Raw genomic sequence first — 19,894 nt, forward strand, 5'->3', positions numbered from 1 at the left:
CAAATCGACCGGACGGCCCTGCGCCAGTCCGGCCTGGAGACAAACATGGCAAGCAGCAGCGCAATCGCATCGGACGGCCGCGAGGCCGGCAGCGAAACCGGCATCGCGGTGATCCGCAAGGTAGCCTGGCGGCTCATGCCGCTGATCATGATCTGCTACCTGTTCGCGTTCTTCGACCGCATCAACATCAGCTTCGCGAAGTTCCAGCTGCAGGGCGACCTCGGCCTGTCCGACACCGCCTACGGGCTCGGCGCGAGCCTGTTCGTGATCGGCTACGTGCTGTTCGAGGTGCCGAGCAACATGCTGCTCTATCGCGTCGGCGCGCGGCGCTGGATCGCGCGGATCATGATTTCCTGGGGCATCGCCACCGCGGCGATGGTGTTCGTCCATACCGAATGGCAGTTCTACGGGCTGCGCTTCGTGATCGGCGCGATGGAGGCCGGCTTCGCGCCGGGCGTGCTCTATTACCTGACGCTGTGGTTCCCGCCCAGCCATCGCGGCCGCATCACCTCGCTGCTGTTCCTGGCCTCGGCCTTCTCGGGCCTGGTGGGCGCGCCGGCCGCCGGGCTCGTGCTCGGCCACCTGAACGGCGCGCTGGGCATGCCGGGCTGGCACTGGCTGTTCCTGCTCGGCGGCGTGCCCTGCGTGCTGCTCGGCGTGCTGGTGATGGTCCAGCTCAAGGACCGCATCGAGGACGCGTCCTGGCTGTCGGGCAACGAGAAGGCCTGGCTCGCCGGGCAGATCGCGCAGCAGAGCCGTCATCCGCAGGGCGGCCATTCGCTGCTCGGCGCGCTCAGGACGCCCGGTTTCCTGATGCTGGGCCTGGTCTACTTCCTGATCCAGATCGCGTCCTACGGGCTCAACTTCTGGGCGCCGCACCTGATCCGCACCGCCGGCACGCAGAATCCCACCCTGATCGGCCTGCTGACCTCGGTGCCCTATATCGCCGGCGCGATCGCGATGGTGACGGTGGGGCGCCTGTCGGATGCGAGCGGCGAGCGGCGCAAGTACGTGGTGGCCTTGCTGTTGATGGCGAGCGTCGGCTTCTTCGCGGCCGGCTACTTCGACCGCCAGACCACCTTGCTGCTGGTCGCGCTGGCGGTGATCGGCGCCGGCGTGGTGGCCTCGATCCCGGCCTTCTGGGCGCTGCCGCCCAAGCTCGTGACCGGCGCCGGCGCGGCCGGCGGCATCGCGGTGATCAACACGCTCGGGCAGTTGGGCGGGATCGTCAGCCCGGTGATGGTTGGCCGGGTGCGCGACCTGACCGGCTCCACTACCCCGGCGCTCTACGTGATCGCGTTGCTGAGCCTGATCTGCGCGCTGCTGGTGGCCTATGCGCTGCCGGCCTCGCTGCGCGAGCGAGATGCGCGCATCGAGCGCTGAGGCGATATCGATCGATGGTCGAAAAAGGCCGCCCCTTCGAGGGCGGCCTTTTCGCATGTCGAGTCAGTGCCTCATTGCACGGGTCGGCCGGCCACCAACCTCACGCGCGTGATTTCCGAGGGCGCGCCGAAGCGCTTGGGCGGGCCCCAGTAGCCGGTGCCGCGGCTGGTATAGACCCACAGTCCGTTCAGGCGGGCCAGCCCCGAGACGAAGGGCTGCTGCAGCGGCACGAAGAAATTCCAGGGGAAGAACTGCCCGCCGTGGGTGTGGCCCGAGAGCTGCAGCGTGAAGCCGGCATCGGCCGCCGCGTTGGCGCTGCGCGGCTGGTGCGCGAGCAGCACGCGCAGCCGCACGTCGGCGGGCGCGCCCGCCAGCGCCGCGCTCGGGTCGCTGCGATGGGCGGGATCGAAGCTGCCGGCGGAGTAGTCGGTCACGCCGGCCAGCACCAGTCGCCCGTCGCCGTGCTCGATGGTGCGATGCTCGTTCATCAGCACGTCCAGGCCGATGCGGCGGAATTCGGCCACCCAGGCATCGGCGCCCGAGTAGTACTCGTGGTTGCCGGTCACCACGAAGGCGCCGTGCCGCGCGCGCAGCGCGCCCAGCGGCGCGGCATGGCCCGCCAGGCGCGCCACGCTGCCGTCCACCACGTCGCCGGTGACGGCGATCAGATCCGGCTGCAGGCGGTTCACCGCGTTGACGATCGCCTCGACGTAGCCGCGCTTGATGGTCGGCCCGACGTGGATGTCGCTGATCTGCACGATCGTGAAGCCGTCCAGCGAGGCCGGCAGGTCGTCGATCGGCACCTCGACCTCGACCACGCGCGCCAGGCGCCGCGCGTTGAAGAAGCCGATCGCGCTGGCCGCGAAGGCCAGCAGCGGCACGGCGTCGGCGGTGAGGGCGCGCCAGTGCGCGAGCGAGACGGTATGTGGCGCCAGTGCGTCGAGCGTCAGCAGCGAGGCGAGCAGCAGGTCGCGCGCCAGGGTGAGCACCAGCAGCGAGGAGAAGAGTCCCATCTCGAGCAGGCCGATCCAGGCCACGCGGTCGCCGAGCGGCTGCCGCTCGAAGGTGCGCGAGAGCATGCCGAGGGGGATCACGAGGCAGGAGGCGACCAGCCAGAGCACGGCGGGAATGCGCGCGGCGCTCGAACTGAAATCGGGAATCAGGCGGAAGCCGACATAGACGTGGAACAGCACGCCGAAAGTAATCAGCCGCAGCAGGAAGGCGGAGATGCGTCGCATGGTGGCAGCAGCGGAAGTGAGGCGGGGAACGGGGCGGCGCCGCAGCGGGAGCGTCGGCGCCGGGGGCGAAGCAGGAAAACGGGCGCCTCGCGCGAGGGCGCGGCGCCTGGGTGGGCGAGCCGGTCGAGCGGGGCGGGCGGCGTGGCTCGGGCGGGCGAGGGCGCGTGGCGCATGCGCGGGCGAGGACGGCCGCCAGGCGGCGCGTCGATGCCCGCGCCCGGCGTCGTGCCAGCGCTTGCGCCGCGGATCCCGAAGCCGGTTCCGCGGCGGCCGATGCCGAATCTCGTGCCGCTCGTCATGGTGTGCCGCCCGCCGCCGCCTGCCGGCGGCGGCGCGCGCTTACTCGATCCGCGCGGCTTCGTCGAAGGCGAAACGCGGGCTGCGCGGGAACAGGCCCTTCTCGTCGCCGTAGCCGAGGTTGACCAGGAAGTTGGCCTTGATCCGCGTGCCGGCGAAGAAGGCCTCCTCGACCTTGGCGGCATCGAAGCCCGACATCGCGCCGGTGTCGAGGCCCAAGGCGCGCGCGGCGAGGATCAGGTAGGCGCCCTGCAGCGAGGAATTGCGGAACGCGGTGGCCTCGATCAGCGCGTCGTTGCCGGCGAACCAGCTGCGCGCGTCGGCGTGCGGGAACAGCTTGGGCAACTGCTCGTGGAAGTCCATGTCCATGCCGACGATCACCGTGACCGGCGCGCTCATGGTCTTGTCGATATTGCCCTCGGCGAGCGCGGGCTTGAGCTTGGCCTTCGCTTCCGGCGACTTCACGAACACGAAGCGCGCCGGGCTGGAGTTGGCCGAGGTGGGGGCCCACAGCGTCAGTTCGACGAGCTGCCTGAGCAGGGCGTCGTCGACCGGCTTCGGCAGCCAGGCGTTGTGGGTGCGGGCGGTGCGGAACAACTGGTCGAATGCGGAATCGGAAAGCATCATCGATCGATCTTGAAAGGGATGGGCTCGATGCCCGGTTGACGGGATGCCGGGGCCGCGCGGCAGCTTGCGGCCCGGGCGCCATCCCGCGATGATAGCCGGATGCGAGGATTCTCACCGATGGACGATCTGTTCGACACGCCGCCCGAGCCCGAACTCGACTGGCATCCCGACTGGCTGCCGCGCGAGCGCGCCGACGCGTTTTTCGCGCGCCTGCTCGCCGAGGTGGACTGGCGGCAGCAGTCGATCCGCACGCCGCGCGGGCCGGTGCCGATGCCGCGGCTCACCGCCTGGCAGGGCGAGCCGGAGGCGGTCTATGTGTATTCCGGCATCCGCAACGTGCCGGCGCCGTGGACCGAGGCGGTGGCCGAGCTGCGCCGGCTCGCCGAGGCCACCTGCGGGGCACGCTTCAACAGCGTGCTGCTGAACCGCTACCGCTCGGGCAGCGACAGCATGAGCTGGCACAGCGACAACGAGCCCGAGCTCGGCGAGGCGCCCGTGATCGCCTCGCTGAGCCTGGGCGCCACGCGCGTGTTCGACCTGCGCCACGACGCCAGCCGCGCGCTGCGCGCCTACCGGCTCACGCACGGCAGCCTGCTGGTGATGCGCGGCGCCACCCAGCGCGACTGGCGCCACCGCGTCGCCAAGGCGCCGGCGGTGCAGGGCGAGCGCCTCAATCTCACCTTCCGCCTGGTCGGGCCGCGCCGCGCGCTGGCGGCTAGCTGACGGCGCCGTCAGCGAAACGTCAGTCGCGCGACCCGCGCCGGCCGGTATGGTGGCCCGATCCGGCCCGAAGGCTCGTCCAGGAACGGCTGGGAACGGCCAGCGGCCGGCCCGCCGATGGCCGAACGCGCAAGGATGCGCGCAACGCGCGAGAATGCAGGCTGCGCTGCTGCGGCGAGAACGAACCCGGCGCGCGAGCGCCACCGAATCACCACCCGAGGATTTCATGAAGACACGGATCAGCATCGCCCTGGCCATCGCCGGCCTGACGATCGCCCTGACGAGCCGGGCGGACGAGCCGCCTCCGCCCACCCTGGACGCCGCGCAGCTCGCGCGGGTGCAGGCCGCGCCCGCGATCGTCGAGGGCGCGAGCGGGGCCAAGGTCAAGTCGACGCTGTACGTGTTCATGGACCCGAACTGCATCTACTGCCACCTGATGTGGCGCGCGCTGCGGCCCTACGAGGCCGCCGGGCTGCAGGTCCACTGGATTCCGCTGGCCTTCCTGAAGCCCGATTCGGCCGGCAAGGCCGCCGCGCTGCTCAAGGCGCCGGACGGCCCGGCCCTGCTCAACACGCTCGAGACCAAGTATTCGGAGAAGGACGAATCGGGCGGCATCGCGCCGCTGATGGTGGTCCCCGCCGACGCCAAGGCCAAGCTCGACGCCAACGCGGCGATGTTCCAGCAGCTCGGCTTCACCGGCACGCCCACCGTGGTGTTCCGCACCAAGGAAGGCAAGTGGCTGGGCCTGAACGGGCTGCCGCGCCTGAGCGCGCTGCCCGGCATCCTCAACATGGCCGAGCAGCCGATCACCGATCCGGAACTGCAGCGTTATCGCTGACAGGCGGCTGTCCCGGGCAGGCCCGCCGGCCAGGCGGGCCGTATCGTCGCGCGTTCGAGGCATAATTCGGGGAAATCGTTTCCGCCTTCCCTGAATCCTTTCGTCTGCGTTGTCGACCATGGCCAAATCCACGACCGATCCGGCATCCCCAGCGAGCGCGCCTGCCGAGGCGCCCGGCGACGACGACGCGGGCAACCCGTCGTCCTACCTGGTGCCCGGGCTCGAACGCGGGCTGCGCATCCTCGCCGAGTTCTCGGCGCGCGAGCCGGTGCTCGGCGCGCCCGAGCTGTCGAAGCGGATCGGCATTCCGCGCACCACCACCTTCCGGCTGCTGCAGACCCTCGAGGCGCTCGGCTTCCTGGAGCGCGTGCAGGGCGAGAAGAGCTTCCGGCTCGGCGTCGGCGTGTTGCGGCTGGGCTTCGAGTACCTGAGCTCGCTGGAGCTGACCGACCTCGGCGCGCCGGTGCTGGAGCGGCTGCGCGACGCCACCGGCCTGACCACCCATTTGCTGATCCGCGACCTGCAGGACGTGGTGTTCGTGGCGAAATCGCAGAGCCACGCCACCCTGTTCGGCTCGGTGAAGGTGCATGTGGGCACGCGCCTGCCCGCGCACGCCACCGTGCACGGCCACGTGCTGATGGGCGACCTCACGCGCGACGCGATGCGCCAGCTCTATGCCGGCGGCAAGCTCGAACGCTTCACCGAGCACACGCCCGGCGGTATCGACGAGCTCTACGAGCGCGTGCGCCAGTACGCGCGCGCCGGCTATGCGATCAGCGAGGGCGCCTTCGAGTCGGGCATCTCGGCCGTCACCGCGCCGGTGCGCGATCATTCGGGCGCGATCGTGGCAGCCATCACCGCCACCGTGCCGCGTTCCGAGATCGGCGACGCGGCCGAGAAGGAGCGGCTGGTGGAGCAGGTCTGCGGCGCGGCCGTCGACCTGTCCTCGCGGCTCAACTACCGGCCGCTGGAGAACGATCCCACCGTCGCGCACGCGCGCCATCGCGTGGCGATGGTCTGAACGGCGGCGGCGCGGCTCGCCCGAAGGGGACGCCGCGCCGCGCCGCGATGCATGCCGAGTTCCATTTCCGATGCTTTGCATTCCTCAGGATAATGGCGGCGCGCCGGCCGCCACGAAGCCTGTCGTCCCTCAGAACGAGTGATGGATGCCGGCCAGCACCACCAGCTGGTTGGCGCCGCTCGACACGCCGGCCGTGAAGAACGCCGCCTGCGCGCCGCCGTTGGCGTGCTCGTAGAGCAGGTTCGCATAGAGCTGGGTGCGTGCCGACAGCGCGTAGATGTCGCCGAATTCGAGCTGGGTCCAGCGCCGCCCCGACAAGGTGGTGGTGGCCACCCCGCCGGCCAGCGTGTTGGCCGGCGTGATCCGGTAGTTGGCGCCCGCGTCGTAGCTCTGGAACGTGTCCGAATAGCCGTTGGACTCCATCTTCACGCGCGTGTAGAGCGCGTGCACCAGCCAGTCGCCGAACGCGTAGGAGGCGCCCGCGCCGAAGTTCTCCACCTTGCTGGCGGTATAGCCGTTGGCGGTGTTTTGCCCCTGGAAGCTGGCGATGCCGGCCTGGCTGACCAGCAGCGAGCGGTCGTGCTCGTTCGAGTAGACGGCCGCGGCCTTGAACGAGCCGTTCGCGTAGTTGAGCCCGAAGCCGGTCGAGCGGCCCGTGCCGAAATTGGTGGTGTTGCCCAGCGCCAGCGTCGCGGCGGCCGTGAAGCCGCCCCAGCTCGGCGACTTCAGCTTGATCGCGTTGTTGTAGGGCACGTTGCCGGTGGCCGCCAGCCCGTCGATGTTGCCGGGGTGGAAGGCGTACCAGCTCATCGCCAGGTAGGCGGTGCTGAGCGGGTCGAGCCAGTCGAACTGCAGCGGCGTCTGGCGGCCCAGCGTGATGGTGCCGTAGCGGTTCGAGGCCAGCCCGACATAGGCCGCCCGATTCCACAGCGTGTTGGCGGTCGCGAACGCGCCCGTGTTGGTATAGAAACCGTTCTCCAGCTGGAAGATCGCCGCCAGGCCGCCGCCGAGGTCCTCGCGCCCGCGCAGGCCCCAGCGGTCCGGCTGGGTATTGCCCTGGATCATCAATACCTTGGTGCTGCCGGCCACGTTGCTGACGTAACCGACCCCCGCATCGAGGCTCCCATACAGCACCACGCTGCTCTGCGCATGAGCGGCCGTGACCGCGCCCGCCGCCATGCATGCCGCTGCTACCGCTCGCTTGACCATCTGATCTCCTGAAACTCCGTGCGGACGAGCCGTGCCGCCCGCGTGCCGGTGAGACGGCGGAACGGGCGCCGTCTTACATTTCCATGTTGTTTGTTCCATATAAGGAACAATGTACCGTTCATGGAATGAGTATAGGAGCGCTCGCCAAGCGGAAAAAAATAAATCTGAGCGTGAGACGGAACGGTCCACGCGAGGCCCGGCGATTCGCGTTCCTTCGGACAAATTTGGAAATCACCGTGAAATACAGGTGCTGAACGGCAATCGAGCCGAACCGGAGCGGGGCGGCTCGGTGTTTTCCCTAGCTCGCGCGGTTTTTTATTTTTTCCTGGCGCGGCTCGATCCTATAATCACCATCCATAAACCAACGTTCCTTGTATGGAACAAAACGCAACTGATCTGAAGGAAGGCCAGCAGATGTCTGAACAATGGGTTTGCGCCGGACATGCCGGCGCGCTGTCCGAGGATGCGCCGCTCGAGTTCAAGCGGACCGATGGCGTCGAGATCGGCATCTACCGGGTGGGCGACGCGCTCTACGCACTCGAGAACGTCTGCCCGCACGCCTATGCGCTGCTCACCCAGGGCTTCGTCGACGAGGGCACGGTGGAGTGCCCGCTGCACGAGGCGGTATTCGACATTCGTACCGGGCAATGCCTGAAGGGGCCCGGCGGCCGCGCGCTGAAGCAGTACGCGGTGCGGCTCGCCGGCGAGGAAATCCAGTTGAAGGTGGAGTGAAGATGGAAACCAAGGTGGTGAGCTTCAATCCGGATCTGCAGCCGTGGCGCGCGCCGGAACCGAACCAGGTGGCCGGCAAGGGGCGCATCGAGATCCCCGGGCAGGTGCCGAACCTGGTGTGGCAGACCCGCAAGGCCGAGCCGACGCCGTACGAGAACGATCTCGGCGATGCGCTCGAGCGCGTGTTCGAGAGCGGCGCGGTCGAACTCGACGAGGTGGTGGCGGAGTTGAACCGCGTGGGTTCGCGCGCCCCCGACGGTTCGGCCTGGACCCTCGAACGCTTCCGCGCGGAGATGGCCGCGCTGGCCGAATAAGGCATGACGGCCCTGTCTTCCCCGCATTCCGGAGCATAACCATGACGTCCCCCACCCAGTCTTCCCAGGCCGCGCCCGCCGCGGATCCGATCCGCGCCTATCTGGACCGTGGCATCCGCAACTATTGGTACCCCGTGGCGCCGAGCTGGCAGGTGTCGAGCGCGCCGGTCGGCCTCACGCGCCTGTCCGAGCAGATCGTGCTGTGGCGCGATCGCGAGGGCCGCGTGCATGCGCTGGAGGATCGCTGCCCGCATCGCGGCGCGCGCCTCTCGCTCGGCTGGAACCTCGGCGACCACGTCGCCTGCTGGTATCACGGCATCGAGGTGGACGGCAGCGGCACCGTCGCGCGCGTGCCGGCCGTCGCCAACTGCCCGCTGGAAGGGCAGGCCTGCGTGAAGTCCTACCCGGTCGAGGAACGGGCCGGCGCGATCTTCCTCTGGTTCGGCGACGAGGCGCATCGCGAGCCCGCGCCGCTGGTGCTGCCCGAGGAATTGAGCAGCGACGCGTACGCGCATTTCGTCTGCGTCTCGAACTGGACCTGCAACTACCAGTACGCGATCGACAACGTGATGGACCCGATGCACGGCGCCTACCTGCATGCGAGCTCGCATTCGATGGCCGAGGGCGACAAGCAGGCCGACATGCGCGTGCGCAAGACCGAAACCGGCCTGATGTTCGAGAAGGTCGGCCAGCGCGACGTCAATTTCGACTGGGTCGAGCTGGGCGAGACCGGCTGCCTGTGGCTGCGCCTGGCGATTCCCTACAAGCAGAAGTTCGGCCCGGGCGGCAGCTTCGGCATCGTCGGCTTCGCCACGCCGGTGGACGAGGATCACTGCCAGGTCTATTTCTGGCGCACCCGCAAGGTCGACGGCTGGCAGCGCGACGTCTGGCGCTTCCTCTATCGCAATCGCCTCGAGGGCCTGCACTGGGCCGTGCTCGAACAGGATCGCTACGTGCTGGAAAGCCTGGCGCCGAACGCGCGCGATCACGAATACCTCTATCAGCACGATATCGGCATCACGCGCGTGCGGCGCCTGCTGCGCCAGCGCGCGCAGGAACATGCCGCCGCGCTCGACGCGCATCGCGCCGCGCAGGCCGCGGCGCAATCCACCCAGGCGACCCAGCCCGCCACGGAGCACGCGCATGGCTGAGCTTCCGGTTTCGGTTCCGCTCGACGGGCGGCGCGTGATCGTCACGGGCGGCGCGCGCGGGCTCGGCGCGGCCTTCGTCGACGCGCTCGCGGCGGCCGGTGCCAGCGTCGCCTTCGGCGACGTGCTGGTCGAGGCGGGGCAGGCGCTGGCCGCGCGTCATGCCGAGGCGGGCCGCGCGGTGTCCTTCTTCCCGCTCGACCTGGCCGATCCGGCCAGCGTGGCGCGCTTCGTCGCCGAGGCGGCCGGCGCGCTGGGCGGTGTCGACGGGCTGGTCAACAACGCGGCCATCACCAACTCGGGCGGCCGCGACGCGGCCGAGCTCGAGATCGGCACCTGGGACGCGGTGATGGACGTGAACGTGCGCGGCGTGTGGTTGGCCTCGAACGCGGCCTATCCGCACCTGGCGCGCTCGGGACGCGGCGCGATCGTCAACATCGCCTCGGACACGGCCCTGTGGGGCGCGCCCCGGCTGCTCGCCTACGTGGCCAGCAAAGGCGCCGTGATCGCCATGACGCATGCGCTGGCGCGCGAATACGGCGCCGCCTCGGTGACGGTCAATGCGATCGCGCCAGGGCTGACCGAGGTCGAGGCGACTCGCTACGTGCCGGCCGAACGCCATGCCTATTACCTGCAGGGCCGCGCGCTGCCGCGTGCGCAAGGGCCCGAGGACGTGACGGGTCCGGTGCTGTTCCTGCTGTCGGACGCCGCGCGTTTCGTGACCGGGCAGTTGCTGCCGGTGAACGGCGGTTTCGTGATGCATTGACGCTTCAATCATCAGCATGCCGAATCGACGAATACGGTCGATCCGGCGCTTTGGAAAATTGCGGACCCGAGGGTCCCTGAAGTCTCTAGGAGAACACCATGGAGCAGCTCGATATCGAACGCAAGTCGTGGGACCAGCCCGCCGACGCGAGCTTCGCGGACTGGATGGAAGGGCGCGTCGCGCGCCTGTCCACGCGCCGCTACGACTGGGACGCGCTGAAGTTCCAGGCCGACTACGACCCGCAGTACCGCCGCGCGCAGATGCGCTACGTCGGCACCGGCGGCACCGGCGTGTCCAAGGACATGAACACCGTGCCGGCCGGCGGCTTCACCTTCTCGACCATGGTGATCCCGGCCGGCAATATCGGCCCGAGCCATATCCACGTCGACGTCGAGGAAATCTTCTTCGTGCTGCGCGGGCGCATCAAGGTGATCTGCGAGCGCGACGGCGAGCGCTGGGAAGCCGTGCTCGGCGAGCGCGACCTGATCTCGGTGCCGCCGGGCGTCTATCGCACCGAGATCAACATCGGCGAGGAGGACGCGCTGATGTGCGTGATGCTCGGCGCGGCCAAGCCGATCACGCCCACCTATCCGCCCGATTCGCCGCTCGCGAACCTGAAGCGTTGAGCGAGCACCGAACCAGCATGAGCAGCATGAGCGAAATCGATCCGCGCGGGGCCGAGGCAGAGGCCGGGCCCGACGCGGCCCTGGCCGCCCGGCTCGGGCAGTTTCCGGCGCGGCGCATCGCCATTCGCGAAGCCGGGCTGATCGGCTGGCGCGAATCGGGTCCAGCGGAAGGGGCCGGCGATTCGACGGCACGCGCGGCGGCCGGCGAGCGGGCATTGCCGGTGGTGCTGCTGCACGGCATCGGCTCGGGCGCGGCCTCGTGGCTGGCCCAGCTCGACACGCTCGGCGCCTCGCGTCGCGTGCTGGCCTGGGACGCGCCCGGTTACGGCGAATCGACGCCGGTCGCGCCGGCCTCGCCGCTGGCGGCCGATTACGCGGCGTCGCTGGCCGGCTGGCTCGACGCGCTCGCCATCGAGCGCTGCGTGCTGGTGGGGCACTCGCTCGGCGCGATCGTGGCCGGCGCCTTCGCGCGCCGGCATGCCGGGCGGCTGGCCGGCTTGCTGCTGGTTTCGCCGGCCGCCGGCTACGGCGCGGCGCCGGCGGCCACGCGCGACGAACGGCGCGACGCGCGGCTCGCGATGCTGGCCGCGCTCGGGCCCGCGGGCCTGGCCGAACAACGCAGCGCCAACATGCTGTCGGCGCACGCCGGCGAGGCCGCGCGCGCCTGGGTGCGCCGCGTGATGGCGCAGGTGAAGCCGGCCGGCTACACGCAGGCCACCCACCTGCTCGCGAACGCCGACCTGGCCGCCGATCTCTCCGCCTGGCGGGCGATGACCGACGCCGCCGGTGCCGCGCGCGTGGAGGTGATGGTGGGCGCCGAGGACGGCATCACGCCGCCGAACGCCTGCGAGCGGATCGCGGCGGCGGCCGGCGTGGCGCTGCGCATCGTGCCGAGCGCCGGCCATGCCGGCTACGTGGAGGCACCCGAGCGCTACTCGGCGCTGATCGGCGCGTTCTGCGCGCGCTGCGACGAATCATGGAGACAGGCATGAACCCGACCCAACTCGCCCTGCGAAGCGAGCCGGCCGACAGCGGCGCGCCCGAGGCGGATGCCGCGAACGGCGCCTACGTGGTACCGGGCCTCGAACGCGGGCTGCGGATCCTCGCGGAATTCTCGCCGCGCGAGCCGGTGCTGGGCGCGCCGGAATTGTCGAAGCGGCTCGGCATTCCGCGCACCACGGTGTTCCGGCTGCTGCAGACGCTCGAATCGCTGGGCTTCCTGGAGCGCGCCGACAAGGACCGCAATTACCGGCTCGGCGTGGCGGTGCTGCGCCTGGGCTTCGAATACTTGAGCTCGCTGGAGCTGACCGACCTGGGCCTGCCGGTGATCGAGGGCCTGCGCGAGGCGACCGGCTTCACCACCCATATCGTGATCCGCGACGGCCGCGACGTGGTGTTCGTCGCCAAGGCGCAGAGCGCGGCGCCGGCCTTCAGCTCGATTCGCGTCAACGTCGGCACGCGGCTGCCCGCGCATGCCACCACCCACGGCCACGTGCTGATGGGCGACCTGAGCGAGGCCGAGCTGCGCGCGCTGTACCCCGAGCGCCAGCTCGAACGCGCCACGCGCGCCACGCCCGACAGCCTGGAGGCGCTGCTCGCGCTGGTCCGCGAGGATGCCGCGCGCGGCTACGGCATCAGCAACTCGTCGTTCGAGCGCGGCATCTCGGTGGTCACCGCGCCGGTGCGCAACGACACGCAGCGCATCGTGGCGGCCGTCACGGTGACGGTGCCGAAACCCGAGATCGACGCGGCGCTGATCGCCGACGGCCTGGTCGAGAAGGTCGTGAGGGCGGCCAATGAACTGTCGCGGCGGCTCAATTACCGCTCCGATGATGAGAACTCCTATCTGAAGGCATTGGGATTGCGATGATCGAAATCGATCTGACCGGGCAGGTGGCGGTGGTGACGGGCGGCTCGTCCGGCATCGGCCTGGCCACCGCCGACTTGTTCCTGCAGGCAGGCGCCTCGGTGGCGATCTGCGGGCGCGACGCCGAGCGGCTCGCGCAGGCCGAGGCCGGGCTGCGCGAGCGCCATCCGGGCGCGCCGCTGCTGGCCGCGCGTTGCGACGTGCTCGACGCGGGCCAGGTCGAGGCCTTCGCCGGCGCGGTGGCGGCCCGTTTCGGCCGCGCCGACATGCTGGTCAACAACGCGGGGCAGGGGCGCGTGTCGAGCTTCGCCGACACCAGCGACGAGGCCTGGCGCGAGGAGCTCGACCTCAAGTATTTCAGCATCATCCGGCCCACGCGCGCCTTCCTGCCGATGCTGCGCGAGGCGCCGGCGGCCTCGATCAGCTGCGTGAACTCGCTGCTCGCGCTGCAGCCCGAGCCGCACATGGTGGCCACCTCCTCGGCGCGCGCCGGCGTGCTCAGCCTGGTCAAGTCGCTCGCCACCGAACTCGCGCCGCAGGGGATTCGCGTCAACTCGATCCTGATCGGCATCGTCGAGTCGGGGCAGTGGCGCCGCCGTCACCAGCGCGAGGCGCAGCCGGGCCAGGACTGGGCCGCCTGGACCCAGGGCATCGCGCGCGCCAAGCGCATTCCGCTCGACCGGTTCGGGCGGCCCGAGGAGGCCGCGCGAGCCCTGTTCCATCTAGCCACTTACCTGTCCTCCTATACGACGGGCAGCCATATCGACGTTTCCGGAGGCTTTGCACGCCATGTCTGACATCCAACGCACCACGGTCGGCGAACTGATCGCGGCCTTTCTCGAACACTGCGGCGTGAAGACCGCCTTCGGCGTGATCTCGATCCACAACATGCCGATCCTCGACGCGATCCACCGGCGCGAGCGGATCCGCTACGTCGGCGCGCGCGGCGAGGCCGGCGCGGTCAACATGGCCGACGGCCTGGCGCGCGTCTCGGGCGGCCTGGGGGTGGCCTTCACCAGCACCGGCACGGCCGCCGGCAACGCGGCCGGCGCGATGGTCGAGGCCCTCACGGCCGGCACCGCGCTGCTGCACATCACCGGGCAGATCGAGACGCCCTACCTGGACCAGGACCTCGCCTACATCCACGAGGCGCCGGACCAGTTGACCATGCTCGGCGCGATTTCCAAGGCGGCCTACCGCGTGCGTACCGTCGAATCGGTGCTGCCCACGCTGCGCGAGGCGGTGCGCGTGGCGCAGACCGCCCCGAGCGGCCCGGTCTCGGTCGAGATCCCGATCGACATCCAGGCCGCCGAGATCGAGTGGCCCGCCGATCTCGCCCCCGCCCACGTGGCGCCGCGCGAACACGACAGCGCGCGCGTCGCGCAACTGGCCGAGCAATTGGCCGCCGCGCGCCGGCCGCTGCTGTGGCTCGGCGGCGGGGCGCGGCACGCGCGCGCCGAGGTGGAGCGGCTGGTGGCGCTCGGCTTCGGCGTGGTGACCAGCGTGCAGGGGCGCGGCGTGCTGCCCGAGGATCATCCGGCCACGCTGGGCGCCTTCAACGTGCACGGCGCGGTGGAGCAGTTCTATCGCGGCTGCGATGCGCTGGTGGTGGTCGGCTCGCGGCTGCGCGGCAACGAGACCCTGAAGTACAAGCTGGCGCTGCCCGAGCCGCTCTACCGCATCGACGCCGACGCGCTGGCCGACAACCGCGGCTATCGCAACGCGCTGTTCGTGCATGGCGACGCGAAGCGCGTGCTGGCCGAGCTGGCCGACCGCCTCGAAGGGCGCATGCAGGTCGATCCGGCCTTCGCCGCCGAGCTGGCCGCCGCGCGCGAGGCGGCGGTGGCCGACGTGGCCGAGGGGCTCGGCCCGTATCGGCGACTGGTCGAGACGCTGCAGGCCGAGCTCGGCCGCGACTACAACTGGGTGCGCGACGTGACCATCTCGAACAGCACCTGGGGCAACCGGCTGCTGAAGATCTTCGAGCCGCGCGCGGGCGTGCATGCGCTGGGCGGCGGCATTGGCCAGGGCATGCAGATGGCGATCGGCGCGGCGCTGGCCGGCAGCGCCGCCAAGACGGTCTGCCTGGTCGGCGACGGCGGCCTGATGGTCAATGTCGGCGAGCTGGCCACGGCCGTGCAGGAACGCGCTGACCTGATGATCGTGCTGATGAACGACCAGTGCTACGGCGTGATCCGCAACATCCAGGACGCGCAATACGGCGGCCGGCGCTGCTTCGTCGAGCTGCACCAGCCCGACTTCGCGCAGTTCTGCGCGAGCCTGGGCCTCAGGCATCACCGCATCGCCTCGCTCGACCAGGCCGAGGCGGCGATTCGCGACGGCCTGGCCCATGCGGGGCCGGTGCTGGTCGAGGTCGACATGCTGTCGGTCGGCGCCTTCACCACCGCCTTCGCCGGGCCGCCCGTCAAGCAGCCGCTCGACCAGGAGCAGCAATATGCATAAGCCGGCGGCGCAGGCGGGCGGCGGCGCGCCGCTCGAAGTGGCGATGATCGGCTTCGGCGCGATCGGCGCGGCCGTCTATCGCGCGGTCGAGCACGACACGGCGCTGCGCGTGGCCCACGTGATCGTGCCGGCGCACCAGCGCGACGCGGTGCGCGCCGAGCTGGGCGAGCGGGTGGACGTGGTGAGCTCGGTCGAGGCGCTGTCGAGCCATCCGCGCTTCGCGCTCGAATGCGCCGGGCACGGCGCGCTGGTCGATCACGTGGTGCCGCTGCTGCAGGCCGGCACCGATTGCGCGGTGGCCTCGATCGGCGCCTTGTCGGACCTGGCGCTGCTCGATGCGCTCTCTCAGGCGGCCGACCGGGGCCAGGCCACGCTCACGCTGCTGTCGGGCGCGATCGGCGGGATCGACGCGCTGGCCTCGGCCAGGCAGGGCGGCCTGGACGAGGTGAGCTACATCGGCCGCAAGCCGCCCACCGGCTGGCTCGACACGCCGGCCGAGGCGGTTTGCGAGCTGCGCACGCTGACGCTCGAGCAGGTCATCTTCGAGGGCAGCGCGCGCGACGCGGCGCGGCTCTACCCGAAGAACGCCAACGTGGCCGCCACCGTGGCGCTGGCCGGGCTCGGGCTCGATCGCACGCGCGTGACCCTGATCGCCGATCCGGCCGTGACGCGCAACGTGCATCGCATCGTGGCGCGCGGCGCGTTCGGCGAGATGTCGCTGGAGATGTCGGGCAAGCCCTTGCCGGACAACCCGAAAACCTCCGCGCTGACGGCGTTCAGCGCGATCCGCGCGCTGCGCAACCGCGCCGCGCGCTGCGTGATCTGAGCGAGCGGCGGCGCCGGCCTGGCCGCGCCGCCGCCCGGGCACGCGATGCCTTGTTGAGGATGACCGAGGACAGACGATGACAGCATTCGATTTTCCGCTGGTGCCGACCGGCGAGATCCTGATCGGCGGCGAATGGCGGCCGGGCCGCGGCGCCGCCACGGCGAGCCTGTATCCCGCCGACGGCTCGCTGAACCGCGAGATCGCGATGGCCGACGCGCAGGACGCGCGCGACGCGCTGGAGGCGGCCGACGCCGCCTGGCGACGCGGCGACTGGGCCGGGCTCAAGCCGCACCAGCGCGCCGCCGTGCTGCACCGGATCGCCGATCTGGTGCAGGCCAACCACGAGCAGCTCGCGCAGATCCAGCGGCGCGACAACGGCAAGCCGATCAGCGAGACGCGCGCGCTGGTGACGAGCGCCGCCAATACCTTCCGCTACTTCGCGGCGGCCGCCGAGACCTTCGAGGAGGCGCTCACGCCCTCGCGCGGCGACTACCTCACGATGAGCGTGCACGAACCGCTCGGCGTGGTGGCCGCCATCACGCCCTGGAACTCGCCGATCGCCTCCGACGCGCAGAAGCTCGGGCCTGCGTTGGCGGCCGGCAACGCGGTGGTGCTCAAGCCCGCCGAGGTCACGCCGCTGGCCTCGCTGGCGCTGGCGCGGCTCTGCGAGCAGGCCGGCGTGCCGCGCGGGGTGATCTCGGTGCTGCCGGGCAAGGGCTCGGTGGTGGGCGATGCGCTGGTGCGCGACGCGCGCGTGAAGAAGGTGTCGTTTACCGGCGGCACCGAGGTCGGGCGCGGCATCGCGCGGCTCGCCGCCGAGCGCTTCATGCCGGTGTCGCTGGAGCTGGGCGGCAAGTCGCCGACCATCGTGTTCGACGACGCCGATCTGGACCACGCCGTGAACGGCGTGCTGTACGGCATCTTCAGCTCCTCGGGCGAATCCTGCATCGCCGGCTCGCGCCTGTTCGTGCAGCGCGGCCTCTACGACGCCTTCGTCTCGCGCCTGGTCGAGCGGGCCCGCGCGCTGCGGGTCGGCGACCCGGCCAGCGAGCGCACCCAGATGGGCCCGCTGATCACCGCCCAGCACCGCGCCTCGATCGAATCCTATGTCGCGCTGGGGCGCGAGGAGGGCGGCCGCGTGCTGTGCGGCGGCGAGCGCCCGGGCGGCGCCGGCCGCGAGCAGGGCTACTACTACCTGCCGACCATCCTCGACGGCCTGTCCAACCAGGCGCGCATCTGCCAGGAGGAGATCTTCGGGCCGGTGCTGGTGGCGATGCCCTTCGACGACGAGGCCTCGCTGCTGGCGATGGCCAACCGCAGCGTGTTCGGGCTCGCCGCCGGCATCTGGACGCGCGACTACAAGCGCGCCTGGCGCGTGGCGCGCGCGCTCGAGGCCGGCACGGTGTGGATCAACACCTACAAGCAGTTCTCGATCTCGACGCCGTTCGGCGGCTGGAAGGACAGCGGCCAGGGCCGCGAGAAGGGCCGGCTCGGGATCGTCGAGTACATGCAGCAGAAGAGCCTCTACTGGGGCCTCAACGACTTGCCGCTCGCGTGGGCGAATTGAACGGGAGCACGACGCGATGACCATCCTTGGAATCGAACAGATCACCTACGGCGTGACCGACCTGGACGCCTGCCGGCGCTTCTTCGCCGACTGGGGCTTGAAGGAGGTGGCGCACGACGCGCAGCAGGCGCGCTTCGAGACGCTCAACGGCTGCACGGTGCGGCTGGTGACGGCCGACGATGCCTCGCTGCCGCCCGCCTTCGAGGCCGGCCCGACGCTGCGCGAAGTGACGTGGGGCGTGGCCACGCGCGCCGAGCTCGACGCGCTGCGCGGCCGTTTCGCCGGCCAGCCGGGCCACTTCGAGACCGACGAGGCGGTGGGCTGCCTGGACCCGATCGGCATGGCGATCCGTGTCGAGATCACGCGGCGCCGGCCGCTCGACCTGCAGGGCTCGCCCTCGAACGTCTGGGGCCTGCCGGCCGCGCGCGTCGACCAGCCCAGCCCCGTCTACGAGCGCGCCGAGCCGGTCGAGGTCGGGCACGTGGTGTTCTTCACCGACCGCCTCGCCGAGCAGGCCGCGTTCTACCAGGCACTGCTCGGCTTCGAGACCTCGGACCGCTATCCGGGGCGCGGCGCCTTCCTGCGCTGCGCGCCGCACGGCGGCCATCACGACCTGTTCCTGCTGCAGTTGCCCAACGGCAAGCGCGGCCTGAACCACGTCGCCTTCACCGTGCGCGACATCCACGAGGTGTTCGGCGGCGGCCTGCATATCAGCCGTTGCGGCTGGACCACCCAGCTCGGCCCGGGGCGCCACCCGGTGTCGTCGGCCTACTTCTGGTACTTCCAGAACCCGGCCGGCGGCCTGATCGAGTATTACGCCGACGAGGACGTACTGACGCCCGAATGGCAGCCGCGCGATTTCGAACCAGGCCCGACCGTGTTCGCCGAATGGGCGATCGACGGCGGCATCGACGGCCATACGCGCCGCCAGAAGCAGGCCGAGGCGCCGGCCGGCGCCTTCATGACGGAGCGCAAGCATGGCTGAGGATCGCATCGAGACCGTCGCCGTGATCGGCGGCGGGCAGGCCGCCGGCTGGGTGGCGAAGACATTGCGCGCGGAAGGCTACACGGGGCGGCTGGTGATGATCGCCGACGAGACGCATCCGCCCTACGAGCGCCCACCGCTGTCGAAGGCGGTGCTGGCCGGCGAGGCCGACGCGGCCAGCACCCACCTGCTGAAGCCGGACGAGCTGGCCGGGCTCGCGATCGAGCGGTGGCAGCCCGAGCGTGCCACGGCGATCGATCGCGAGCGGCGCATCGTGCGCACGGAGTCGGGCCGAGAGCTGGACTACGACCGCCTGGTGATCGCCACCGGCGGCGCGGCGCGGCGGCTGCCCGAGTCCATCGTCAGGACGCCGAAGCTGCATTACCTGCGCACGCTCGACGAGGCGGCCGAGCTGGGCCGCACGCTGCGCGCGAGCCGCCGCGTGCTGGTGATCGGCGGCGGCTGGATCGGCCTGGAGGTGGCGGCCACCGCGCGCAAGCTCGGCATCGAGGCGGTGCTGGTCGAGGGCGCGCCGCGGCTTTGCGCGCGCTCGCTGCCGCTGGCCGTGTCCGACTTCCTGCTCGAGCTGCATCGCGCCCGGGGCGTCGAGCTGCGGCTCGGCGCGCAACTGGCCGCGCTCGACCCGCATCCCGAGGACGCTTCGCGCGTGCGCGCCACGCTTGCCGACGGCAGCGTGATCGACGCCGATTGCGCGGTGGCCGGCATCGGCCTGGTGCCGAACCTGGCGCTGGCGCGCGAGGCCGGCCTGGCGGTGGAGGACGGCATCGTGGTCGACGAATACGGCGCCACCAGCGATCCGGCGATCTTCGCCTGCGGCGACGTGGCGAGCCACCCGAACGCCTGGCTGAAGCGCCGCACGCGGCTCGAATCCTGGGCCAATGCGCAGAACCAGGCGATCACGGCGGCCCGGGCCCTGCTCGGCACGCGCGTGCCCTATGCCGAGATTCCCTGGTTCTGGTCCGATCAGTACGACGTGAACCTGCAGATCCTCGGCGACCCCGGCGACGCCACCACCATGCTGGTGCGCGGCGACCTGGCCGCGCGCCGCGCCACGCTGTTCTTCGTCGACGGCGTCATGCTGCGCGGCGTGATCGCCATCAACACGGCACGCGAGCTCAAGCTCGCGCGCAAATGGATGAACCAGGGCCGCGCGGTCGATCGCGCGGCGCTCACCGACACGAGCCGCGCGCTGGCCTAGCGACGCTGCCGCCCACGCCACCCGCTATCGCAGGCCCCAAGGAGAATC

At 70.8% G+C, this 19,894-nt stretch carries 21 protein-coding genes; 18 read left to right on the forward strand and 3 right to left on the reverse strand.

Annotated features, from left to right (window positions below):
• Positions 1-45 precede the first annotated feature (45 nt).
• Complete coding sequence (locus FB600_RS08745) at positions 46-1,383, forward strand: MFS transporter (RefSeq protein ID WP_098151942.1); 1,338 nt, start codon at positions 46-48, stop codon at positions 1,381-1,383.
• A 71-nt stretch (positions 1,384-1,454) separates the two neighbouring features.
• Here the strand turns inward: FB600_RS08745 and FB600_RS08750 are convergent, their stop codons facing one another.
• Positions 1,455-2,621 carry a metallophosphoesterase gene (locus FB600_RS08750; RefSeq protein ID WP_145756555.1) on the reverse strand — a complete coding sequence of 389 codons (1,167 nt, stop codon included), beginning with the start codon at positions 2,619-2,621 and terminating at the stop codon, positions 1,455-1,457.
• Positions 2,622-2,960: 339 nt separating this feature from the next.
• Entirely contained in the window at positions 2,961-3,545 is a 585-nt protein-coding gene (locus tag FB600_RS08755) for a malonic semialdehyde reductase (protein ID WP_025097959.1), read from the reverse strand.
• A gap of 117 nt (positions 3,546-3,662) precedes the next feature.
• On the opposite strand from FB600_RS08755, the gene FB600_RS08760 reads away from it, so the two are divergent.
• The 3 genes from FB600_RS08760 (at position 3,663) to FB600_RS08770 (ending at position 6,124) form a co-directional block, all read left to right on the forward strand.
• Complete coding sequence (locus FB600_RS08760; RefSeq protein WP_098182754.1) at positions 3,663-4,268, forward strand: alpha-ketoglutarate-dependent dioxygenase AlkB family protein; 606 nt, start codon at positions 3,663-3,665, stop codon at positions 4,266-4,268.
• A 223-nt stretch (positions 4,269-4,491) separates the two neighbouring features.
• Positions 4,492-5,103 carry a thioredoxin fold domain-containing protein gene (locus tag FB600_RS08765; protein WP_127840920.1) on the forward strand — a complete coding sequence of 204 codons (612 nt, stop codon included), beginning with the start codon at positions 4,492-4,494 and terminating at the stop codon, positions 5,101-5,103.
• 118 nt (positions 5,104-5,221) lie between these two features.
• Entirely contained in the window at positions 5,222-6,124 is a 903-nt protein-coding gene (locus tag FB600_RS08770) for an IclR family transcriptional regulator (RefSeq protein ID WP_013689900.1), read from the forward strand.
• Between the two features lie 129 nt (positions 6,125-6,253).
• On the opposite strand, the gene FB600_RS08775 is transcribed toward FB600_RS08770, so the two are convergent.
• Positions 6,254-7,333, reverse strand: a complete 1,080-nt coding sequence (locus FB600_RS08775; RefSeq protein WP_017921239.1) for a porin — start codon at positions 7,331-7,333, stop codon at positions 6,254-6,256.
• A gap of 109 nt (positions 7,334-7,442) precedes the next feature.
• On the opposite strand from FB600_RS08775, the gene FB600_RS37500 reads away from it, so the two are divergent.
• The 14 genes from FB600_RS37500 (at position 7,443) to FB600_RS08845 (ending at position 19,846) form a co-directional block, all read left to right on the forward strand.
• A complete protein-coding gene (locus FB600_RS37500; protein WP_145756556.1) occupies positions 7,443-7,733 on the forward strand; it encodes a hypothetical protein in 291 nt (96 codons plus the stop codon).
• Positions 7,734-7,747: 14 nt separating this feature from the next.
• The gene (locus FB600_RS08785; RefSeq protein WP_013689902.1) at positions 7,748-8,065 is read left to right on the forward strand and encodes a non-heme iron oxygenase ferredoxin subunit; all 318 of its coding nucleotides are present in this window, start codon (positions 7,748-7,750) and stop codon (positions 8,063-8,065) included.
• Positions 8,066-8,067: 2 nt separating this feature from the next.
• Positions 8,068-8,379 carry a recombinase-like helix-turn-helix domain-containing protein gene (locus tag FB600_RS08790; RefSeq protein WP_013689903.1) on the forward strand — a complete coding sequence of 104 codons (312 nt, stop codon included), beginning with the start codon at positions 8,068-8,070 and terminating at the stop codon, positions 8,377-8,379.
• Between the two features lie 41 nt (positions 8,380-8,420).
• Entirely contained in the window at positions 8,421-9,530 is a 1,110-nt protein-coding gene (locus FB600_RS08795; protein WP_145756557.1) for an aromatic ring-hydroxylating oxygenase subunit alpha, read from the forward strand.
• Positions 9,523-10,293 carry an SDR family oxidoreductase gene (locus FB600_RS08800; protein ID WP_036038834.1) on the forward strand — a complete coding sequence of 257 codons (771 nt, stop codon included), beginning with the start codon at positions 9,523-9,525 and terminating at the stop codon, positions 10,291-10,293. The genes FB600_RS08795 and FB600_RS08800 overlap by 8 nt, the downstream gene beginning before the upstream one ends.
• 98 nt (positions 10,294-10,391) lie before the next feature.
• Positions 10,392-10,919, forward strand: a complete 528-nt coding sequence (locus tag FB600_RS08805) for a cupin domain-containing protein (protein ID WP_036038832.1) — start codon at positions 10,392-10,394, stop codon at positions 10,917-10,919.
• Between the two features lie 26 nt (positions 10,920-10,945).
• Entirely contained in the window at positions 10,946-11,911 is a 966-nt protein-coding gene (locus tag FB600_RS08810; RefSeq protein WP_145756742.1) for an alpha/beta fold hydrolase, read from the forward strand.
• Positions 11,908-12,789 carry an IclR family transcriptional regulator gene (locus tag FB600_RS08815; protein WP_013689908.1) on the forward strand — a complete coding sequence of 294 codons (882 nt, stop codon included), beginning with the start codon at positions 11,908-11,910 and terminating at the stop codon, positions 12,787-12,789. Before FB600_RS08810 ends, FB600_RS08815 begins: the two co-directional genes overlap by 4 nt.
• The gene (locus tag FB600_RS08820) at positions 12,786-13,583 is read left to right on the forward strand and encodes an SDR family oxidoreductase (protein ID WP_096750801.1); all 798 of its coding nucleotides are present in this window, start codon (positions 12,786-12,788) and stop codon (positions 13,581-13,583) included. The genes FB600_RS08815 and FB600_RS08820 overlap by 4 nt, the downstream gene beginning before the upstream one ends.
• Positions 13,576-15,249 carry a thiamine pyrophosphate-binding protein gene (locus tag FB600_RS08825; protein ID WP_036056697.1) on the forward strand — a complete coding sequence of 558 codons (1,674 nt, stop codon included), beginning with the start codon at positions 13,576-13,578 and terminating at the stop codon, positions 15,247-15,249. Before FB600_RS08820 ends, FB600_RS08825 begins: the two co-directional genes overlap by 8 nt.
• Positions 15,242-16,075 (forward strand): aspartate dehydrogenase, encoded by an 834-nt coding sequence (locus tag FB600_RS08830; RefSeq protein WP_096750803.1) that lies wholly within the window; start codon positions 15,242-15,244, stop codon positions 16,073-16,075. The genes FB600_RS08825 and FB600_RS08830 overlap by 8 nt, the downstream gene beginning before the upstream one ends.
• Before the next feature lie 76 nt (positions 16,076-16,151).
• Positions 16,152-17,642 (forward strand): aldehyde dehydrogenase, encoded by a 1,491-nt coding sequence (locus tag FB600_RS08835; RefSeq protein ID WP_046574265.1) that lies wholly within the window; start codon positions 16,152-16,154, stop codon positions 17,640-17,642.
• A 16-nt stretch (positions 17,643-17,658) separates the two neighbouring features.
• On the forward strand, positions 17,659-18,627 hold the full coding sequence (locus FB600_RS08840) for a VOC family protein (RefSeq protein WP_145756558.1): 969 nt from the start codon (positions 17,659-17,661) through the stop codon (positions 18,625-18,627).
• Positions 18,620-19,846, forward strand: a complete 1,227-nt coding sequence (locus tag FB600_RS08845) for an NAD(P)/FAD-dependent oxidoreductase (RefSeq protein WP_145756559.1) — start codon at positions 18,620-18,622, stop codon at positions 19,844-19,846. Before FB600_RS08840 ends, FB600_RS08845 begins: the two co-directional genes overlap by 8 nt.
• Positions 19,847-19,894: the final 48 nt, after the last annotated feature.

Origin of the sequence: Burkholderia sp. SJZ089 (genome assembly GCF_007828315.1) — a bacterium.
Classification (GTDB): domain Bacteria; phylum Pseudomonadota; class Gammaproteobacteria; order Burkholderiales; family Burkholderiaceae; genus Burkholderia; species Burkholderia gladioli.

What these genes read in the sequence shown, in the direction of transcription:
- FB600_RS08820 (WP_096750801.1), top strand. Translation starts at nt 12,786, where the DNA reads ATGATCGAAATCGATCTGACCGGGCAGGTGGCGGTGGTGACGGGCGGC.
- FB600_RS08810 (WP_145756742.1), top strand. Translation starts at nt 10,946, where the DNA reads ATGAGCGAAATCGATCCGCGCGGGGCCGAGGCAGAGGCCGGGCCCGAC.
- FB600_RS08845 (WP_145756559.1), top strand. Translation starts at nt 18,620, where the DNA reads ATGGCTGAGGATCGCATCGAGACCGTCGCCGTGATCGGCGGCGGGCAG.
- FB600_RS08750 (WP_145756555.1), bottom strand. Translation starts at nt 2,621, where the DNA reads ATGCGACGCATCTCCGCCTTCCTGCTGCGGCTGATTACTTTCGGCGTG.
- FB600_RS37500 (WP_145756556.1), top strand. Translation starts at nt 7,443, where the DNA reads ATGTACCGTTCATGGAATGAGTATAGGAGCGCTCGCCAAGCGGAAAAA.
- FB600_RS08785 (WP_013689902.1), top strand. Translation starts at nt 7,748, where the DNA reads ATGTCTGAACAATGGGTTTGCGCCGGACATGCCGGCGCGCTGTCCGAG.
- FB600_RS08805 (WP_036038832.1), top strand. Translation starts at nt 10,392, where the DNA reads ATGGAGCAGCTCGATATCGAACGCAAGTCGTGGGACCAGCCCGCCGAC.
- FB600_RS08745 (WP_098151942.1), top strand. Translation starts at nt 46, where the DNA reads ATGGCAAGCAGCAGCGCAATCGCATCGGACGGCCGCGAGGCCGGCAGC.
- FB600_RS08770 (WP_013689900.1), top strand. Translation starts at nt 5,222, where the DNA reads ATGGCCAAATCCACGACCGATCCGGCATCCCCAGCGAGCGCGCCTGCC.
- FB600_RS08760 (WP_098182754.1), top strand. Translation starts at nt 3,663, where the DNA reads ATGGACGATCTGTTCGACACGCCGCCCGAGCCCGAACTCGACTGGCAT.
- FB600_RS08790 (WP_013689903.1), top strand. Translation starts at nt 8,068, where the DNA reads ATGGAAACCAAGGTGGTGAGCTTCAATCCGGATCTGCAGCCGTGGCGC.
- FB600_RS08795 (WP_145756557.1), top strand. Translation starts at nt 8,421, where the DNA reads ATGACGTCCCCCACCCAGTCTTCCCAGGCCGCGCCCGCCGCGGATCCG.
- FB600_RS08840 (WP_145756558.1), top strand. Translation starts at nt 17,659, where the DNA reads ATGACCATCCTTGGAATCGAACAGATCACCTACGGCGTGACCGACCTG.
- FB600_RS08815 (WP_013689908.1), top strand. Translation starts at nt 11,908, where the DNA reads ATGAACCCGACCCAACTCGCCCTGCGAAGCGAGCCGGCCGACAGCGGC.
- FB600_RS08835 (WP_046574265.1), top strand. Translation starts at nt 16,152, where the DNA reads ATGACAGCATTCGATTTTCCGCTGGTGCCGACCGGCGAGATCCTGATC.
- FB600_RS08800 (WP_036038834.1), top strand. Translation starts at nt 9,523, where the DNA reads ATGGCTGAGCTTCCGGTTTCGGTTCCGCTCGACGGGCGGCGCGTGATC.
- FB600_RS08825 (WP_036056697.1), top strand. Translation starts at nt 13,576, where the DNA reads ATGTCTGACATCCAACGCACCACGGTCGGCGAACTGATCGCGGCCTTT.
- FB600_RS08765 (WP_127840920.1), top strand. Translation starts at nt 4,492, where the DNA reads ATGAAGACACGGATCAGCATCGCCCTGGCCATCGCCGGCCTGACGATC.
- FB600_RS08775 (WP_017921239.1), bottom strand. Translation starts at nt 7,333, where the DNA reads ATGGTCAAGCGAGCGGTAGCAGCGGCATGCATGGCGGCGGGCGCGGTC.
- FB600_RS08830 (WP_096750803.1), top strand. Translation starts at nt 15,242, where the DNA reads ATGCATAAGCCGGCGGCGCAGGCGGGCGGCGGCGCGCCGCTCGAAGTG.
- FB600_RS08755 (WP_025097959.1), bottom strand. Translation starts at nt 3,545, where the DNA reads ATGATGCTTTCCGATTCCGCATTCGACCAGTTGTTCCGCACCGCCCGC.